The 16281-nt window shown below is 60.4% G+C and carries 12 protein-coding genes and 2 pseudogenes; 7 read left to right on the top strand and 7 right to left on the bottom strand.

Going from position 1 to position 16281, the window contains the following annotated elements; translation table 11 throughout:
- Positions 1 to 231: 231 nt before the first annotated feature.
- Positions 232 to 546: a hypothetical protein gene (locus tag HWX55_RS23730; RefSeq protein ID WP_175977500.1), complete on the top strand. Its 315-nt coding sequence runs from the start codon at positions 232 to 234 to the stop codon at positions 544 to 546.
- 404 nt (positions 547 to 950) lie between these two features.
- Here HWX55_RS23730 and HWX55_RS23735 read toward each other — a convergent pair whose 3' ends face one another.
- Both HWX55_RS23735 and HWX55_RS23740 read right to left on the bottom strand, forming a co-directional pair.
- Positions 951 to 1217 carry a hypothetical protein gene (locus tag HWX55_RS23735; protein WP_175977501.1) on the bottom strand — a complete coding sequence of 89 codons (267 nt, stop codon included), beginning with the start codon at positions 1215 to 1217 and terminating at the stop codon, positions 951 to 953.
- Between the two features lie 159 nt (positions 1218 to 1376).
- On the bottom strand, positions 1377 to 1664 hold the full coding sequence (locus HWX55_RS23740; RefSeq protein ID WP_175977502.1) for a hypothetical protein: 288 nt from the start codon (positions 1662 to 1664) through the stop codon (positions 1377 to 1379).
- Positions 1665 to 2003: 339 nt separating this feature from the next.
- Here HWX55_RS23740 and vgrG point away from each other — a divergent pair, with 339 nt between their 5' ends.
- The 5 genes from vgrG (at position 2004) to HWX55_RS23765 (ending at position 8458) form a co-directional block, all read left to right on the top strand.
- Positions 2004 to 4790: a type VI secretion system tip protein VgrG gene (gene vgrG / locus HWX55_RS23745; protein WP_175977503.1), complete on the top strand. Its 2787-nt coding sequence runs from the start codon at positions 2004 to 2006 to the stop codon at positions 4788 to 4790.
- 35 nt (positions 4791 to 4825) lie between these two features.
- Positions 4826 to 6766 carry an alpha/beta hydrolase gene (locus HWX55_RS23750; protein WP_175977504.1) on the top strand — a complete coding sequence of 647 codons (1941 nt, stop codon included), beginning with the start codon at positions 4826 to 4828 and terminating at the stop codon, positions 6764 to 6766.
- A gap of 74 nt (positions 6767 to 6840) precedes the next feature.
- A complete protein-coding gene (locus tag HWX55_RS23755) occupies positions 6841 to 7800 on the top strand; it encodes a T6SS immunity protein Tli4 family protein (RefSeq protein WP_175977591.1) in 960 nt (319 codons plus the stop codon).
- Between the two features lie 11 nt (positions 7801 to 7811).
- The gene (locus HWX55_RS23760) at positions 7812 to 8099 is read left to right on the top strand and encodes a PAAR domain-containing protein (protein ID WP_175977505.1); all 288 of its coding nucleotides are present in this window, start codon (positions 7812 to 7814) and stop codon (positions 8097 to 8099) included.
- A 26-nt stretch (positions 8100 to 8125) separates the two neighbouring features.
- Positions 8126 to 8458 carry an H-NS histone family protein gene (locus HWX55_RS23765; RefSeq protein ID WP_175977506.1) on the top strand — a complete coding sequence of 111 codons (333 nt, stop codon included), beginning with the start codon at positions 8126 to 8128 and terminating at the stop codon, positions 8456 to 8458.
- Positions 8459 to 8643: 185 nt separating this feature from the next.
- Here the strand turns inward: HWX55_RS23765 and HWX55_RS23770 are convergent, their stop codons facing one another.
- Entirely contained in the window at positions 8644 to 10512 is a 1869-nt protein-coding gene (locus HWX55_RS23770) for a hypothetical protein (protein ID WP_175977507.1), read from the bottom strand.
- A gap of 136 nt (positions 10513 to 10648) precedes the next feature.
- Between HWX55_RS23770 and HWX55_RS23775 the strand changes: the two genes are divergently transcribed.
- Positions 10649 to 10822, top strand: a complete 174-nt coding sequence (locus tag HWX55_RS23775) for a zeta toxin family protein (protein ID WP_244140635.1) — start codon at positions 10649 to 10651, stop codon at positions 10820 to 10822.
- Here HWX55_RS23775 and trbC read toward each other — a convergent pair.
- The 4 genes and pseudogenes from trbC to HWX55_RS23795 form a co-directional block, all read right to left on the bottom strand.
- Positions 10767 to 11555 carry a type-F conjugative transfer system pilin assembly protein TrbC gene (trbC, locus tag HWX55_RS23780; RefSeq protein WP_175977508.1) on the bottom strand — a complete coding sequence of 263 codons (789 nt, stop codon included), beginning with the start codon at positions 11553 to 11555 and terminating at the stop codon, positions 10767 to 10769. The two genes, HWX55_RS23775 and trbC, sit on opposite strands and share 56 nt — an antisense overlap.
- Positions 11552 to 12583, bottom strand: a complete 1032-nt coding sequence (gene traU / locus HWX55_RS23785; RefSeq protein WP_175977509.1) for a conjugal transfer pilus assembly protein TraU — start codon at positions 12581 to 12583, stop codon at positions 11552 to 11554. Before traU ends, trbC begins: the two co-directional genes overlap by 4 nt.
- Before the next feature lie 344 nt (positions 12584 to 12927).
- A pseudogene (locus HWX55_RS23790) lies at positions 12928 to 13221 on the bottom strand (DUF3274 domain-containing protein); the annotation flags it as partial.
- Positions 13221 to 15533 (bottom strand): annotated as a pseudogene (locus HWX55_RS23795) (type VI secretion system Vgr family protein); the annotation flags it as partial. The pseudogenes HWX55_RS23795 and HWX55_RS23790, both read right to left, overlap by 1 nt.
- Positions 15534 to 16281: the final 748 nt, after the last annotated feature.

Genomic DNA, 16281 nt, shown 5'->3' on the forward strand with positions numbered 1-16281 from the left:
GCATCGCTCTCGTCTGCCCAAGATCATGAACACGATATCTCTAACGCACCGCTCGCAACGCCCGTTTACACCGTATCCAATTTCAACAGCCTGTTAGGACGTGTCGAAGGAATTCAAGCTTCGCCCTGCAGCAAATAGACCTCTGTTTCATTACTCTGATTAATCTGCAAATGCACGCGAAATCCGGGAGATGGATCAAGCAAATCAACTTCCTAACTTTGGAGCAACATCATGATTGACGCTAGTCCAAGCAACACATTTCGACATCTACCACTCTCGACCGAGCAAGACGCGGAAATTCGGCACTACATAAAGAGGAAGGAGCAAAGAGGCGAGCAATGGGATACCCTAGAACTGGCAATGATGCTCGAAGACATGCTTGCCCCTCCACCAGGCGACGATGAGGAGCCAGAACCTACCATTGAAGAAGCGAAACTAGCCTGCGAGTTTGCATTGGCATCGATCGACGAAGCCATGGAATCTGTTTCTGCAAGTGAAGAGCGGCTCGCCGCGATGGAAGCCGAGGAAATGAAGCACCCTAGGTGATATGGGTTTGCCGACGCCCACGGATCACGCCCACGACTTGTCGATCACACGTGGCCAGCAGCAGCGTGGATACACTTGGAAGAACAACGTGTCGAACCCTCGGTTTGTCTCCGAAGCGAGCAAGCGATGCTACCGTCGACGGAACGGAAATTCGAGGCTCCGCCTGAGCTAGCCTCCTGTCGACCGCTCCTTACAGCTCACTGCATTGCCTGAGCCATTCGTCGCGACACAAATCCATCACCCCGTCAGCTATCGTTAGAAATTCATTTTACATAACAGATACTAACGTCGCCAGAGGTACCATTTCTAGTGTTGCGTTTTCTGGCGTCTGTTCGACGACACATCAAGGCTCGCGGGCCACATTCTGCGCAATAGAAAGCGGCATGCGCCCAACGCAACACAACTCACGCGTCGTACCACGCTTGGTAAATCTCGCGAGGAAGCCCTGTAACGGCAATCAAGAATTCGACCTTCTTTTCATCGTTGACGTAACCGGCACCTGTCGCCTTTCGCGTCCACAGGTGTGGGTATGCGATGCGGTCTGCATCTACCTGAGCTGCTTCGATTTGACCGTCCGGTTTTGACAAGCCAAGAAATCTGTAATGCCGATACTCAGCTTCAACGAGTATATCAAGTTGGTTATCGGGAATGTCTTCGTATCTCACTTCCATATGTAGCCTCTTCGTATGCAACACCGCGCCGCATGTACCGAGAATCAATCCCAGAGATACCGTTTCCTATGTTCCGCTTTCTGGCGTCACGTCGACGATTGATCAAAGCCCGCGGCCGGGATTCTCGCAACAGAAATCGATCGTCAAGCAACGCAACGATTAACGACTAATCGAGTAGCGCCTCCGACGGCCGGCACGCGGCATTCCACCGTACTCGATGGCTCGATCAAGCGCGGCCCGCGTTGCCATCGATCCTGCCTGAAAAGCACTTTGGAGTGAAGTCGGCACCCCACTTCCTTCGGTGGCCGCTCGATCCAACAGTTCATTCAGCTTCCGCATACGAACCACATCGCCCGGAAGATCGCTGCTCACGCGCCGGCTCGCGTACGCAAACGAGCCGGCAAACGAAACGGCCACCGTCACCAGCATCCAGTCCATCAGTTCCATATTGCCCTTACTCCTGCACAACACCGCGCCGGATGTACCCCGAACCGAACTGGTATTCTCTATCGAGGCATTTGATGCGCATTTTGAACGTTCGCTCATACTGAAGCGCAGGTGTCATTTTTCTTTCAGAATTAATTATGAAAGATCGTTAAATGTGCACGACAGCTACAATACCGGCTGGTACGATCGAGTCAAGCATCGGCGTCCGGTTTGTTCCTGCGGCTCGCTTTAGGGACAAGCCATAAAGTTCACGATGCCCAGAGGGGGAACGGCGATGGCCATAGCTGTTCCCTTTCGCCTCCGCGCTGCGCGGAAAACTCAAACAATATTGAGAGAAAAATGGTACTCAAACCACCTGCGCTCGGGGAACTCAAATTTCGCGAGCTGTACGACGCGATTCATCGGGGTTTGCTTCAGCGCAACCGCCTGCTGAAGCTGGACACGCCGCTGGGCCAGAACGCACTGATTCCGCTGCGTGCGCGTGGCACGGCCCGGATCGGCCGTGACTATAACTGGACACTCGATGTCGCGTCACTGCGTGACGACACCGCCCTGCTGTCATTGATGCACCAGCCAGTCACGCTATGGATTCAGCAGGCCACTGCCCCGTTTGCCGATTCCGTCTATCGTCCAATCCACGGCTTCGTGCACCGGGTCGGCTACCTGGGCGGGGACGGTGGACTCTCAACCTACCAGCTCGAATTTTCGTCGGCGCTGGTGTTCCTAGGCGGCACGCGTAACGACGAGGGGTGGCTCGAACAGACGGCGCAGGACATCGTATCCGACCTCCTCAATCGCTACCCGCAGTTGCAGGGCCGATTCCGCTTCAACCTGAATCGCGAGCCGTCGGTGCGCTCGTGGTGCCGGCAAAGTGAAACCGATCTTCATTTCTTTCACCGCCTGCTCGAAGACGAAGGCTGGTATTGCTACTGGGCGCACGAGCCGGTCCGGGACGGCGAGACACCCAAGACCACGCTGGTTATTGTCGACCAAGTCGCGGCGGTCCCCGATGCGAAGCCGGCCGATTTCGTGCACGGCGCTGGCGACAACGAGGCCGTGAACGGGTTCACACACTGGGCGGCGATGCAGACACTGCAGAGCATGCGGTACGAGTCCAGCTCGTTCGATTACAAGCGCCCCTCTTCCCGCTTTGAAGCGGCGAGTGCGCTCGCGTCGGTCAGTTACGTCACGGACGACGGCCGACACCAGGCGGAGCAAAACCGGATTCCGAATGCGCCGATGACGGTCTATGAGCCGACAGCGTATGGCTATCCCGATTCTGACAGCGGCGGTGCCCGCGCCCGCCGGCGCGTACAGGGCTGGGACGCACGTGCCCGGCGCTACTTTGGGGTCGGCGGTCTACGCTGGCTTGATGCGGGATCGCGCTTCGTGCTCAACGACCACCCGCGCCATCCGGAACGCGACGACGCCGACCGAACGTTCCTGGTGGTCGAGGCGCGCTGGTGTATCGAGAACAACGTGCCAATCGGCCAGCCGCTGACCGAATTCCCGCTCAGCCTGCGTGCGACGCTGGCCGAGCAGCTGGCGGCACACGGCGCGCGCTTCTCGACGCCGGGCCACGCCGAGGACGGTATGGCCGGCTTCTTCGTGCTCGAGATCGAGGCGCAGGACGCGCGGGTCGAGTTTCGCAGCCCGTTCGACCATCCGAAACCGGCGATGTCGATCGAGCATGCGCTCGTCGTTACGCAGCAGGGCATCGAGGCCTGGTCGAACGAGAGGAACCAGGTCCGCGTGCATTTTGCGTGGGACCGAAAAAATCCGGACGGCGCGTTCAATGCGTCGCCCCTGCTGTCGTCGATGCAGTCCGATACGGGCAACGGGTACGGCGCGGTGCACGTGCCGCGTGCGGGCGAATGGGTGCTCGTCGGTTACTGGAGCAATGACTGTGACAAGCCGTTTATTTTGGGGCGTGTCAACGGCGGCACGACACCATCACCATGGCACACGAACGTGCTGCTGTCAGGGTTCCAGTCGCAGGGCTTCGGCAACACCGGCGCGTACAACGCGTTCGTGCACGACGACGCGACGAACCAGGGCGGAACGCGGCTCATCAGCTACACGGGCAAGAGCTACGCGGCGCTCACGCAGGGCTACCTGATCCAGCAGGACGGCAATACGCGCGGTCGGTACCTCGGCCAAGGGTTCGTACTGCACGCCGACGAATACGGTGCAGTGCGCGCGAGCAAGGGCCTGTCGATCAGCACGCACTCGAAAGGATACGATGACGAACAGCTCAGCGTCGACGAAGCCCGCACGCGGCTGCAGCAGGCCGGAATGCTGGTGGAATCGCTGTCGAGCGCCAGCACGACCGCGCAGGCCGAATCGCTACAGGCGGGCCAGGATGCGCTGAAGGACCTGACGACAGCGGTACAAAAGCCGGCGTCAGGGCAGACGTCGGGTGGCGTCACGGCCGGTGGCGGCACCGGCAACGCGAACAGCTTCGCGAAGCCCGTGATCGTGATCGCGACGCCGGCGGACTTTGCGGCCCTCGCGGATCGTTCCGCGCACGTTGTCGCGGAAGCGGAAATCAACGTGGTCAGCGGCGAGAACACCCACCTGGCGAGCGGCAAGTCGCTTATCGCGGCCGCTGCGGAGAAGATCAGCCTGTTCGTACAGAAGGCCGGAATGAAGCTGTTCGCTGCGAAGGGGCCGATCGAGGTGTCCGCGCACACCGACGAAATCAAACTGAACTCGGCCAAGGATACGTCGCTGTTCAGCAAAAAGCGAATCGTGATCGAGGCGTCCGAGGAACTGATCTTCAAGTGCGGCGGCTCGTACATCCGAGTCACGAAGGATGGCATCGAGGACGGCACGCGCGGCGGCCGCACCATCAAATCAGCATCGTTCAGCCGACAGGGACCGAGCTCAGTCGCCGAGCACATGAATAGCTTGCCGACGGCCAAGTTCAACGATCCGTATGTCCTGCGCGATCGCATCAGCGGCGAGGTGCTGAAAAACCACCCGTACGAGCTGATCCGCGGCGATGGAACAAAGTTGTCCGGGATGACAAACGAGCTGGGGCAAATCACCGAGCAGAAGAGCGAGGATATCGAGAAGCTGGCGGTGCGCGCGTTGCGGCCGACGCCGACCGGTCCTGCAGCATGAATCCGATAATCGATGCTCGAATTTGACGAACGACAATGAGCGATAACACAAATCAAACCAGCGGCAGCTCGGACTTTAGCGACGACACCGAACAAGTGGTGCGACAGGTTGGTCGCACGGACAAGGACGGCGCGTCGGTCGGGCACTTCACGCTGACGCCGGCAAGCGACTCGCGGCAAAAAGAACTGCTGTGCGACGTACGACCGATCATTCCGGTGATCTTCCTGCCGGGCGTGATGGGCTCGCCCTTAGTCAACAAGGACACCGGCGAAGATATTTTTTTTCCGCCGAACACGGACGGCATGCTCGGGAAAGCAGGCGCATTACCGGCTCTGCTCGGCATGTGGTTCAGGGGCGCGTCCACACGGGAAACGCTGTACGATCCGACCGTAGCCCAGGTGACCCCGTTTGGTCCCATCCGCGCCGGCAAGCTCCAAAAGGATGACAAGGAAGATCAGTATGTCGACGAGGCAGAGGCACGTCGACGCGGTTGGGGCTCGGTGTATCGATCGAGCTATCAACCGATGCTGGCGTGGCTCGAGGAGCAACTGAACGAGCCAAAGTATATGGGTAAGCACAAGGGGGCTTGGATCGAAACCGACCCCGACGGCACGGAGTGGACGCTCAAGCCCGTGCTCGGCACCGAGCCGGCGGAATACGGCGCGACCGACGCCGGCGCACAGAAACGCGGGCAGGCGATCACGGAAGAATCGGCAGAGTTCGAGCATTTCGCGAAATACCGGTACCGCGTGTACGCGATTGGCTACAACTGGCTGCAATCGAATGAGAAGTCGGCGCAGCAGGTCATCGACGGCATGGACTTTGAGGACAAGAAGACCGGGAAAAAGGCTCGGCTGATGGGTATCAGAGAGATCATCGAGGAGAATCACAGCGGCAAGGCGATCATTCTCACCCACTCGATGGGCGGGCTGGTCGCGCGTATGGCCATTGCGATGCACGGCGCAGCGGACCTAATGCACGGCGTTTTCCATAACGTACTGCCGGCGACCGGCGCGCCGATTGCAGCGAAGCGGTTCCGCACCGGAGGCGGCAGCGAGGGCGGGATAAACGGTTTCATCAATGGCGCCCTGCTCGGAAGTGATGCGGACGAGTTTGTGGCAGTGGCCGCGAATGCGCCGGGGCCGCTGGAATTGCTCCCGATGCCCGATTACCACAATGGCGATCCGTGGTGGATCTTTGCCCGGCTCGATGGCACCCCGGTGATGAAGCTCCCGCAGAAGGGCGACGTATACAACGAGGTGTACATAAACCAAAAATGGTACGGCTTAGTACCGGAGCAATCAACTTCGTTGCTCGACCCGGCTGGCATCGTCCAAAAGCGACTCGATAACCAGCCAGTAAAAATGTCCCTTTCTGAGAACTTTGCGAAAACGATGCTTTTTGTAGTGCGCAATCAGGAAAAAATAAAAGATACATACCACGATAAAACATACGTAGCATATGGGGATGGAGCACTGACACCCAAGGCATCAACCGCATCGAGTGACCGCAACGCCAAACCCAAGATGGAGAAAAGCGAGAAGCTCGACGATCTGTTGGCATGGGGTACGGTGATCTGGAAAGGGAATATACCGCCCGACGTGACGGAGGAAGAACTGCGCGCCGCGCGATTCTTGGGCGAGAAACACGACGACTCCCACACCGGCACGCTGCGCGTGCACTTGGACTCGCGTAATGTCACCATCGAATTCGAGGTGCAGAAGGTAGCGAAACTGCCTCCAGGCAGCGACGCGCCCGATCCCCAAAAAAATGGCATCGTGCCGGGAGACGGAACTGTGCCGGTCTGGTCGGCCGAAGCCCCCGCGCACTGCGCGGAGGGTGGCGCGGCCCACGGAATACAAATGGTCTTTGACCAAGGAGGCTATGTGCATCAGGACAGCTATAAACATCCATGGGCGCGCTGGGCGCTGCTCTACAGCATCGTGCAAATCGCGAAGGACGCACCGGCATGCTGACGCGTATTGGCCGACTCCTCGTTTTAGTGGCGGGCGTGTGCGCCTGTTCGATAACGTTTTCAGGTGAACCAACGATGACGAATCCCTTGCTGTCCAAGCCGCGCCCGTGGTGCATCGGGCGCTTCCTATTTGACCGGCCAGTGGCAAGCAAAATTACCAATCAACGATACGCATTTTGGGGGAACAAACTAGAGACGCAGCACAATGCATCTCCTGGCGAGTATCAAGCCAAAGTCGACGCAGCGGAAAAGAAATATCGCACTGAAAGACGATTTGATCCTGCAAATCCAAGAAGTCAATCGGGGCCTGCCTGGCTTGAGAAAGCATTTTCTCCGACAAAGACTTCAAAGGTTTTCGCTTATCAAGAGGGAATCGCAAAGGCTGCGAAATTGCCCTTTGATACGGATGGTTATATTTACGAAAACAACACCTTGTTCCATACAACCGGGTCATTTGGCTCAGATGGCTTGGACAAGTTCGAGCCTGTGTATTCTGACCTCTATCGTCGCATCAAGACACGCGATAACTGGTCGGTACCAACCGAAACGGGATTCTGCTTCGACGGCGGAATTGCCACGGGGTCGTCAACCTACACCGAGGAGGTCAGCCAGTCGTTTGCGCTGATGCCAGGCCGACCGGCGCTGCTGGTGATCCAGATGCGTGATGCCGTCGACGTCGATCAGAAATCGCTACTGACCAAGACTCTTCCTGAGCTGCGCGCGAAGATGGATCGCATCTCGAGCGGCAGCTACCGGATTCTGCGACAAGGCAAGCGCACGTTGGCCGGGATGGATGCCGAGGAAGTGCTGTTCGCGCTGAAGGAAGGCGAGATCACGTCCTATCGCTTCTACCTGCTCGCACCGGGCGATCCGAGCACGCTGGCGAAACCGCATACCGCTATTCAGCTGCTGCTTGGTGCGAGCAGCCCCGATTTGAAGCCTGAAGAAGCGACGTCGCCAGTGGACGAGGCCGGCGCACTGCAAACATGGGAGACGTTGCTGAACAGCCTACGTCTCCGACCGGGTGCAGTCTAAGCGGGCCCGCCATGCGACGCTACGACATCGTGAAGGGTGACACGACGACCGTCGGCGGTATCGTCCAAGGCGGCGATGGCACAGATCTGATCGGCGGCCGCGAACAGGCCTACGAGCACGATCCGGTGTGGTGCCCTGTCTGCAAAACGTTGGGTAAAATCGAATGCACCGGCCCGCGGATCTCCACAACGGGTCCGGACGGACGAGAAGCAGCGTTGAGCGACGATCTGTGCGTGTGTCAGTGCCCGACACCGCCTCGCCTCGTCGCCTCGCAATCGGTCTCGTATATCGACGTTTAATCCAACGCGGTTCTCCACTGAAATTCATGGACGTCCCTACACTGCCCGCGCTCCGCGCCGAGCTCGACGCGCTGAATATCAAACTGGCCCACGTCCGGGCGCAGGAAAAAAAGGCCGCGCTGGCCGCCTTCAAAGAACAGGTCGCGCTGTACGACATTACGCAGCAGGAAGTGCTGTCGGCGCTGGGCTATCTGCAGCCGAAGCGCCGTCGCGCGGCCGCCCAATTCTACGACCCGTCGTCGGGTCGCAGCTGGTCGGGGCGCGGCCCGCGGCCGAAGTGGCTCGTCGGCAAGAACCTTGACGACTACCGGATCGACCGGGTACCGCAGCCTTGGTGGCCGGGCGAAGAAGCGGCGTGAGGTCAGCAGCATCCCAGGTTGTGGGTTGACTGGTGCCGCGCGCAGTATTTCCTCTGCAAGAGGGGCACCGTCACGAGTCAGCACGAAGAAGAACCAGACACGATCCGCGCGACGCGCCGGACGCGCGGGTCTAACGAGAGAATTGCCGCTGCCATTGCCGAACTGACAAGGTCCGACGATATCGTTCAAACGGTCAGGGCTTCAGCAAGGTCCTCGGCCTGACGTGCCGGCTCGCTCGCTCGCCATATCACATAGAGAGTGCTGACGCGTCCGCTTCCCTCCTCATACGCGCTGAACGCGTGCGGAATCTCCCGTGGTTGGTCCCGCCATGACGTCCTCGTCTCGCCCTCCTTCTGAGACCGATAGTACGGCACCGACCGCCCCTCGTATCGCTTACGAATGGCGCTACCGATGTCAGCACGGTTCGACATGAAGTCCTGTCCGCTGTGCGGCGGAAAGGCGACACTCGCCAGACCGTGTTCACGAGCGAGATCGATCGCAAGATCGAAGTACGCATCCACTACCGAATTGGGTTCATGACTCGCGACCATCGAGACAGTCGGGTTGATAGCACGAACAATCAGCGACGGACGCAACGAGTCGATAGCGTCCACGATCTCCGAATACAGCAGCGCCATCCCGGCGAGCTGGCCGGTCATTGGATCGAAGACCACCAGATGCGCATGACGTGCCTCAGCCCACATCGTCGTGTTGCCGCCGCTGCAGAGTCCCATCGCCTGTTTCGCGAAGAAGGCGGCTGGCCGCTTGGAGACAAAGGCATGGAGCGTCGACTGATGCGCTGCATCGCGCTGCGTCTTAAATTTCCGCTTCTCCCGCTCGCTCCAACCACGGTAAACCTGCAAAACCTTCTGGCGTGTTCGCGCGAGCGCATTGACTAACATCGCATGGGCGTCCGCGTCCTCGCTCGTGCTCTTGTCCAGACGCAACGAGAGATCGCGTGCCTCCGTCGCGCTCAACCTCGAGACGAATTGTTCCTGTCCGGCATCGAGCGCGTCCGGTAGGACGATTCGGAAGAAGTCATGCAATTCGCCGATTTCGCGATGAGCGACCGCGCTTTCGTCATCGAGATCGGACATCGCCTCTAGCCGCCGCGTCACCCATTCTTTAACCTGCTCATCGGCGGCGGCGGCGGCAAGCAGGACGCCGAGATGACGATGCAGCATGTGCTGGTCAGCAAGCGGATTGGCTAACAGGCTGCCGCGAAGGTGCTTGGCCGCGTCAAACACACTGATGTCCGCTTCGGAGAATCGGCGCGCAAACCAGGCGGCAACGGCGAGCGCTGCCAATCCAGCGTGGTCGAGCGGCCGGCTGACGCGAAAGGTGTTGCGCTGCCAACGCATCAGGTAAGGCTCGTCGCGATACCACCGCTGCCATGGGGTGTCGTCGACGCGTACGCGGGTCCAATACTCCTGAACCGAGGTGGCCGCCACGCCATACGTCAAGGCGATCGCTTCCGCTTCCAGGTCCGAGAGCACCGGACCGGTTGGCCCTCTTCCACGCGCGGTCTCTGCGATCAGCGGCCGGAAGACCGACAGCAGCGCCGACATTGACGACTCCGCCTGCGACGTGGTTTCCAGCAAGCTGCGCAGCAGCACGCCGTGCGTTGCGTTCAGCATGACAGGCAGAAACGGCTTGAGTGCCTCCCGTTCACGGAACTCAGCCTGGCGACGCGCTTTGTGATACGCCTCCCAATTTTCGTCGGTACGGTCGACGGGCGACACGATGAGTGGGCGAACGCGAGCAGAAACGACGTCCGCGAGACATTTTCGATTTCCCTCTAGGACCGCGAAATTCCTGCGTCGAAAGGCATCTTCGATCAGGACACGCTCCGCGTCGTCGAGGATCCGCGGACCAGCATAATCTTTTACGCCCCAAGCGTCGGCATAAAACCAGTCGTACAGTGCCCGAATATCGGTCAAACCTTGCTCCTCGACCACATAGCGCAGCAACGCGGGACCTATGTCCATCGCGAATAGCCGTTGATTCAATGCGTCAAGAGTCTTTGCCGGCATCCGCTCGGCGAGGTATTCCAACGATTCAACGTTCCCGCGGCGATGCGCGCGCCGCGATCGCTCGTGCGCTGGACATCTACGGCCTGCGTGTCCGTCGCTTGAACATCGGTCACGCCTGATTCCGGAGCCCATCATGGACACTATTCCGGATGTCGTGATGCAGCGCGCGTATGCGCGAGTGGAGCGCGAGGCGATTGACGGCAGCCGCGAGCAAGCCGAGCCGAAGGCGATCCTCGTCGGTGGCCAACCCGGTGCCGGCAAGACGGCCATTCCGTTCATTCGACATCCCCCAGTGCACGGAGATATCGCTCGGCGATCCCCGCGTAGGTAGGGCTGTGATCGACGAACTGGCGCAGGGCATACGCGGGGGTCACGTCGCCCGACAGGGAGACGTACGACGCCGGCAGGGCACAACCGCTGCTGTCGACCTGACTGTTGGCATCTCCACCGCGTGTGACGACATAGGCGGGCACACGGGCGATGCGATACTGGGTGAACGCCTTCGGGTTGACGACGATGCCGCCGGACGCAATCCCGAGCCGCTGCATTTCGGCGGCCGTCGCCTTCAGCGAGTCGTTCTTGAAACCCCGGAACACCACAGTTCCGCCGGCCTGGTTCATGTCCTTCACCAGGCGTACCAGCGAGGCAGCGGGCATGGAGAAGCTCGCGAACGCGACGAAGGAATCGGTCACACGACGCTGCGTACGGCTTTCGTACCGTTTGGCAACGGCGAGCGGATCTGCAACGGCGGCCGCCGACGCCAGCGTGGGCAGGTTCGGGAACGCATTGCCATCGTGAGCCGCCTTTGCTGTCGCCTGGTCCATCTGCCGATCGCGATTGCCCTGGATACGGCGCATCTCGGCGTCAATGGCGTCCGACGACGGCATCGCGCCGCGAAAGCGCGCGGTGCCGCTGGCTGCCGCTTCGAAGGTCGCTCGGCGCGTCGTATTGATCTGTTGCTGCTCACGCGCGAGCGCGTCATTCGACACGGTTTGTGCAGACACGTGAATGGCCGCGAGGGCGATCGTGCCGGCGGCTACTATGGAGAAAGTGAGCCGACTCATTGAGGCAGGTCTCCGAGGTTCGCACCCATGCAGCAGTTGCGCTTGCGGAAAATCTCGTACGCGAAGTCCTCCCCCGTGTACGGGATCATCTTTCCGGCGCCCCAGAGCGCCGACGTGCGGCCATACGGCTGACAGCACTGACCGTTGATCTGGTCGGTTTGCGCAACGGGGTAGAGCATCGTGTACTTGTATTGGGTCTTGTCCATCACCGGCTGCAGGTAGTAGCCGCACATGGCCCCGTCACCTGTCGTGCCCCACATCAAACCCTCGCGATGCAGCTTTGCGGTCATGCGCTCGACCAGCAGTGACGACGCCTGGATCGCGGACACATGGGCCTGAACGTGGCCGTTGAATGGATAGATCGAGCCGTTGCAGCCCGCGCACCAGAAGAGCAGGTTGCTGCCGAAACCTAGGCTCGAGAGCACGCAGTCACCTGCGCAAGCGGCCTGGGCGATCGGACTGCCGAACAGGTAGGTCTCCGGCTCGAGGAGCATGGTGAGATCGTCGTCGCTCCACGTCGGATCGACTTCGGTCATGTACGCGACATCGAAGCTGCCCGTCTCCATACAGGGGTCGTCTAGCAGGATCTCGGTGTAGTACATGACCGGATCGGTGTACCAGTGCACCTGATAGAAGCTCTGCTTGGTGTCGTCCTTCTGCTCGCGCACCTCCCCCTCCGGGCCGTGGATGCCCGGGTTCAGCGAGATCCCGCCGAGCGACACGAAGCAGTAGGGCGAGCGCGTGACGTCGACGCGCCGGATCGGCTCCCAGAAGCTGAACTTGACGCCAAAGGTGCCGTTACAGAAGCAGAGGAATCCGCCCGGGTTCGGGGTGTCGTCCTGGCCCATATTGAGGAACGTGACGCTACCGATGGCCATCGGGAAAGCGCATTCCCAGCAGATATCCGTGATCGGATTGGCGAATCGGCCGACACACTGACCCGCATCGGCCGGCGCCGAGAACGAGAAGCAGCTGGCAACCAGCGCGATCGCGAGGATCCAGCGGCGAAGGAGAGGGCGCATGCTCATGAAAGCAGCTCCCGCATCGCCGGATACACGTGGAAGACGAAGTCGATCAGGTATGCGCCGACGTGATGGCCAAGGCGATAGACGATCGGCAGGAGGATCACTGCAACACCGCCGGTCGCCGCACCGGCAACGCCCCAAGCGGCGACCCAGACCACACGTGACGTTACCGTGGCCAGGATGTCGAGCAGCTTCGCTCCAATCGAACGACGTGCGGACTCAACAACGCCGGAGACGGGAAGAGGCTCGTCCAACTGGACCGTATGGGTCGATTCGACGCCGATACCGAGGGCGGCCTTCACCCCCTTCTCGATACGACCGATCAGCTCAACGGCTTCTCCGCGCACAAAGTACTCTGTGTATTTCTTGTTCGGGTTGTCGTCGGGAATACCGTCTTCCATCCGCCAATCGGCTTCAATCCGTAGCGCTTTCATTTGCTCGGGCGTCAGATAGCAAACCCCGATCGCCACATCGTACGCAAGCGCCTTTTTTGCATGCTCCGAATTGGTCATCGTCGTGGAGTGATTCGTCGGGCTGTTGGTCGAGCCACGATCGAGCCAATCGACAATCTGCTTGTCGCGCCATTCCTTGTAGCCCTCCGGCATTTCGCTCTTGCCGTCCTCGCCGATCACGTGGCCATCCCCTGATGCGCGATCGCCGAGACACCGTCGCCGTGCGCAAACATCGCGACGCCATGCCCGGCATGCAGATTGATTCGCTCGCCGCTCGTGATCTGCATGTGTTGCTGCGCGATCTGATCGATGTTCTCGCCCGCATACATGACGTGCGTTTTCGGCGTGACGTTGAGCGACCCCGCTTGGGCACCGAACGCCATGAACGCGGAGGCGTCGTCGGTGGCGCCGGATTCCGACCCGCCGGGTTTCCAGTGACGGAATGCATTGGCGATGTTGTCCTGGCCGGCCGTGTCGGCGGATTGCCCGCCATGCTGGCCGGCGTGATCGCCGAGCGACTTGAACAGCGCCGTGCATTGATCGAGCAAGCGAATCAGTTCGTCGCGATCGAGCTGACCACCGGTTGCATGCGAACGCGCATAGGTCGTCAGCAGCATGCCTTGGGCGGCGCGCAATGCCGCGGCGGCGTCGGTGCGCAGCTCCGCGCCTTCGCCTCGATCGTCCCCGTGTCCGTCTACGCGCGGCTGCGTCAGGTAGCCGAGATTCAACTGGGTATGCGCATGTTCGCTTGCCAACTGCGCGGAGATTTGCGACGGCGTATCGTCCAGGCGAAGCTGGTTGTGCCGGCGGCCCTTGATCTCCCGCGTCTTGATCCCGGACACGTAGCGATTGCCCGGCAGCGCGCCGGTATTGCTGAAAGTCGCGGGCGGGTTCGCGCCGTTGCTCAACACGCCGATGATCACCAGACGGTCCGGATCGCCCGACAGGCTCCCCAGCAGGACCTCCATCCCGACACGCGGCAGGAACAGCGCACCGAAGCATTCGCCCGCGAGACTCGCCGCGACGCGAATCGGCGCGCTGTCGCCGGCCAGGCCGTTCGTGCCGGCGCCTTGCGCGTGCGCATGGTCCGCCGGATCCAGCCCGTGAATCTGCACACGCACGCGGCCGGCCTTGTCGCAAAACACCTCTTCACCTTGCGTGCCGACGATCGTCCCCGTCAGCAGGTGAACCGGCGGCACATCGATCGCCGGATCGTAGGCGGGCTTGAGCGGCACACCGCGCTGCACGCACGTGAAACTGTTCTCGTAGCGCGTATCCGTTGGTCCCGATGCATCGGGTGGCGGGGCGATTGGCGTGAGGTTGCGGCTTGCCGCGAATAGTCCGCTTGTGCGGCCCGACAGGTCTTTCGGCAGGTTGTTCCAGATGACGTGTCGAATCGACGTGACGACGAACCGACGACGATCGATCGACTTCATATCCAATTCGGGGTCGCCCGTCAGCGTGAACCCGTGTCCCACCAGCATGTCGCGCACGGTGCCGATGCCTTCGAAGCGCGCGGCCGCGAACTGATGGGCCAGCATCCGGTCGTGCGCGATGCGTGCATGATCGTTCCACGAGTCGCCGACGTGCGGAATGTCGATCGCGACGTCGGTCAGCAGGCGCGCAAGATCGTTCCCCGACTCGCCCTGGTCGAGGCCGGTGACGGCCTCGAAGTCGTCCATGCGAGCGGTCTTGTAATCCCACGACGGGCGGCGGACCTTGCCGGGCGACAGGCTCTGGTCGTACGCAAAGAGGGTGACGGCGTCACGTTGCTCGACGCCGGCGTCGCGCGGGTGAAGGCGGACGGTGCCCGCCGGTGCGTCCGGCAGACGATGCGGATCGTCGCAGAACACGAGCGTGTGAATCGGCCGCTCATCGGTCACGCTGCGCCCGTCGACCGGCGCGGCCTTCGCAAAGACCGTGATGCCTTCCCGGCGCAGCAGACGCCGGATGAAGCGTGCGTCGGATTCGTTGACTTGCCGCGTCAGCTCACGTGCCGGATACCGGTCGGCCCGCAATGCCGAGAGGTCGAAATCGAACGCTCGCGCGAGTGCGGGACTACGCTGTTTCCACTCGTTCATCAGCGTCGCGAGAATGTCCGGCACGCTGCGCGAGCGGAACAGGCGGGCGTTCGTGCGACGGTCCATCAGTGAAAGGGCGTCGCACACATGCAGCTGATAGACGGTCAGTTCGCCGTCGGATTGACCGGCTCGCACTTCGCGCACGATCGCGTTGATCGCCTGGATGTTGCCCCGATCGGTCGTCAGCCGGACCGATACGGGCAAACCGAGAAACAGCGCAGGCGGCAGATGATCGTAGGTCGACACGCAGGTCAGTTGCCCTTCGATGCCCGACATCAGTCCCTCGCGGATATCGGCGTGATGGAGCACCAGCAGATGGCCGACTGCGCGTTGCGCCTGCCCGAAATGCAGGGAGACTGGACGCTTGTTCAGGTCGACCCGACCCGACGCAAAGTTTCTCAAAGTTGCTGCTATCGACATAACGACAATCTCGTTATTTTTTGTTCCGGATTCGGATAGGTTCGAATCCGCCTCTCGGGGTGGTAATGCGACGGCACTTGGAATTTCGGTGCGAAGAATAGCAAGCTATTTCTATCTTGAAGTAATATTTTTATTTTGAGATGGAAAATAATTTCTTTTGAAACAATGGTTAATGTTTGGCTGGCTTGAGTGGTATTTTTTGTTCGGATGCGAATATGTCGAGTCGATTATTGTGGGTTGGTATTGGTCGTGCCTCGTTTTCCCATATCGTCGAAATGGGGGCTCTTTTGTCAGGACATGATTGAATTGGAAGTTGAAGATTCGGAATTGTCCTGAATCAAAATGAGCAACGACATGTCACGCCATTGAAATCGGTGCGAGCGGGGCTTGTGCACCGGCGCGCGGTGTGCACGCCCGCCGATCGGATGCCGGAAAAGGCATCTTTCAACATACGAATTTGCCCGCCGGATGATGCGGTTGCTCAGGTGAATGGCGGGCTGGATTCGGACGAATTCCGCGAGCCGGGCGATGCCGCGCGATACGTTTCCGGATGCTCGATGGGCGCCGCTGCTCGCTTTCCGTCGGTTGTTGTCGCCAAGGCAACGCGGTAGTGTTGTGTTGACCATTGACGTGCCGCCGGGCCGACAAGGAACCTATGACGAAGCGTGCCGGCATCGACGAATTTCGAGCGGCGGGTGCGTTGCCGATCATTCCACCCTATAGTGCTCGTCGTTGATCGATCTGGACG

Source organism: Burkholderia sp. BCC1047 (assembly GCF_902833155.1).
GTDB classification, from domain to species: Bacteria; Pseudomonadota; Gammaproteobacteria; order Burkholderiales; family Burkholderiaceae; genus Burkholderia; species Burkholderia sola.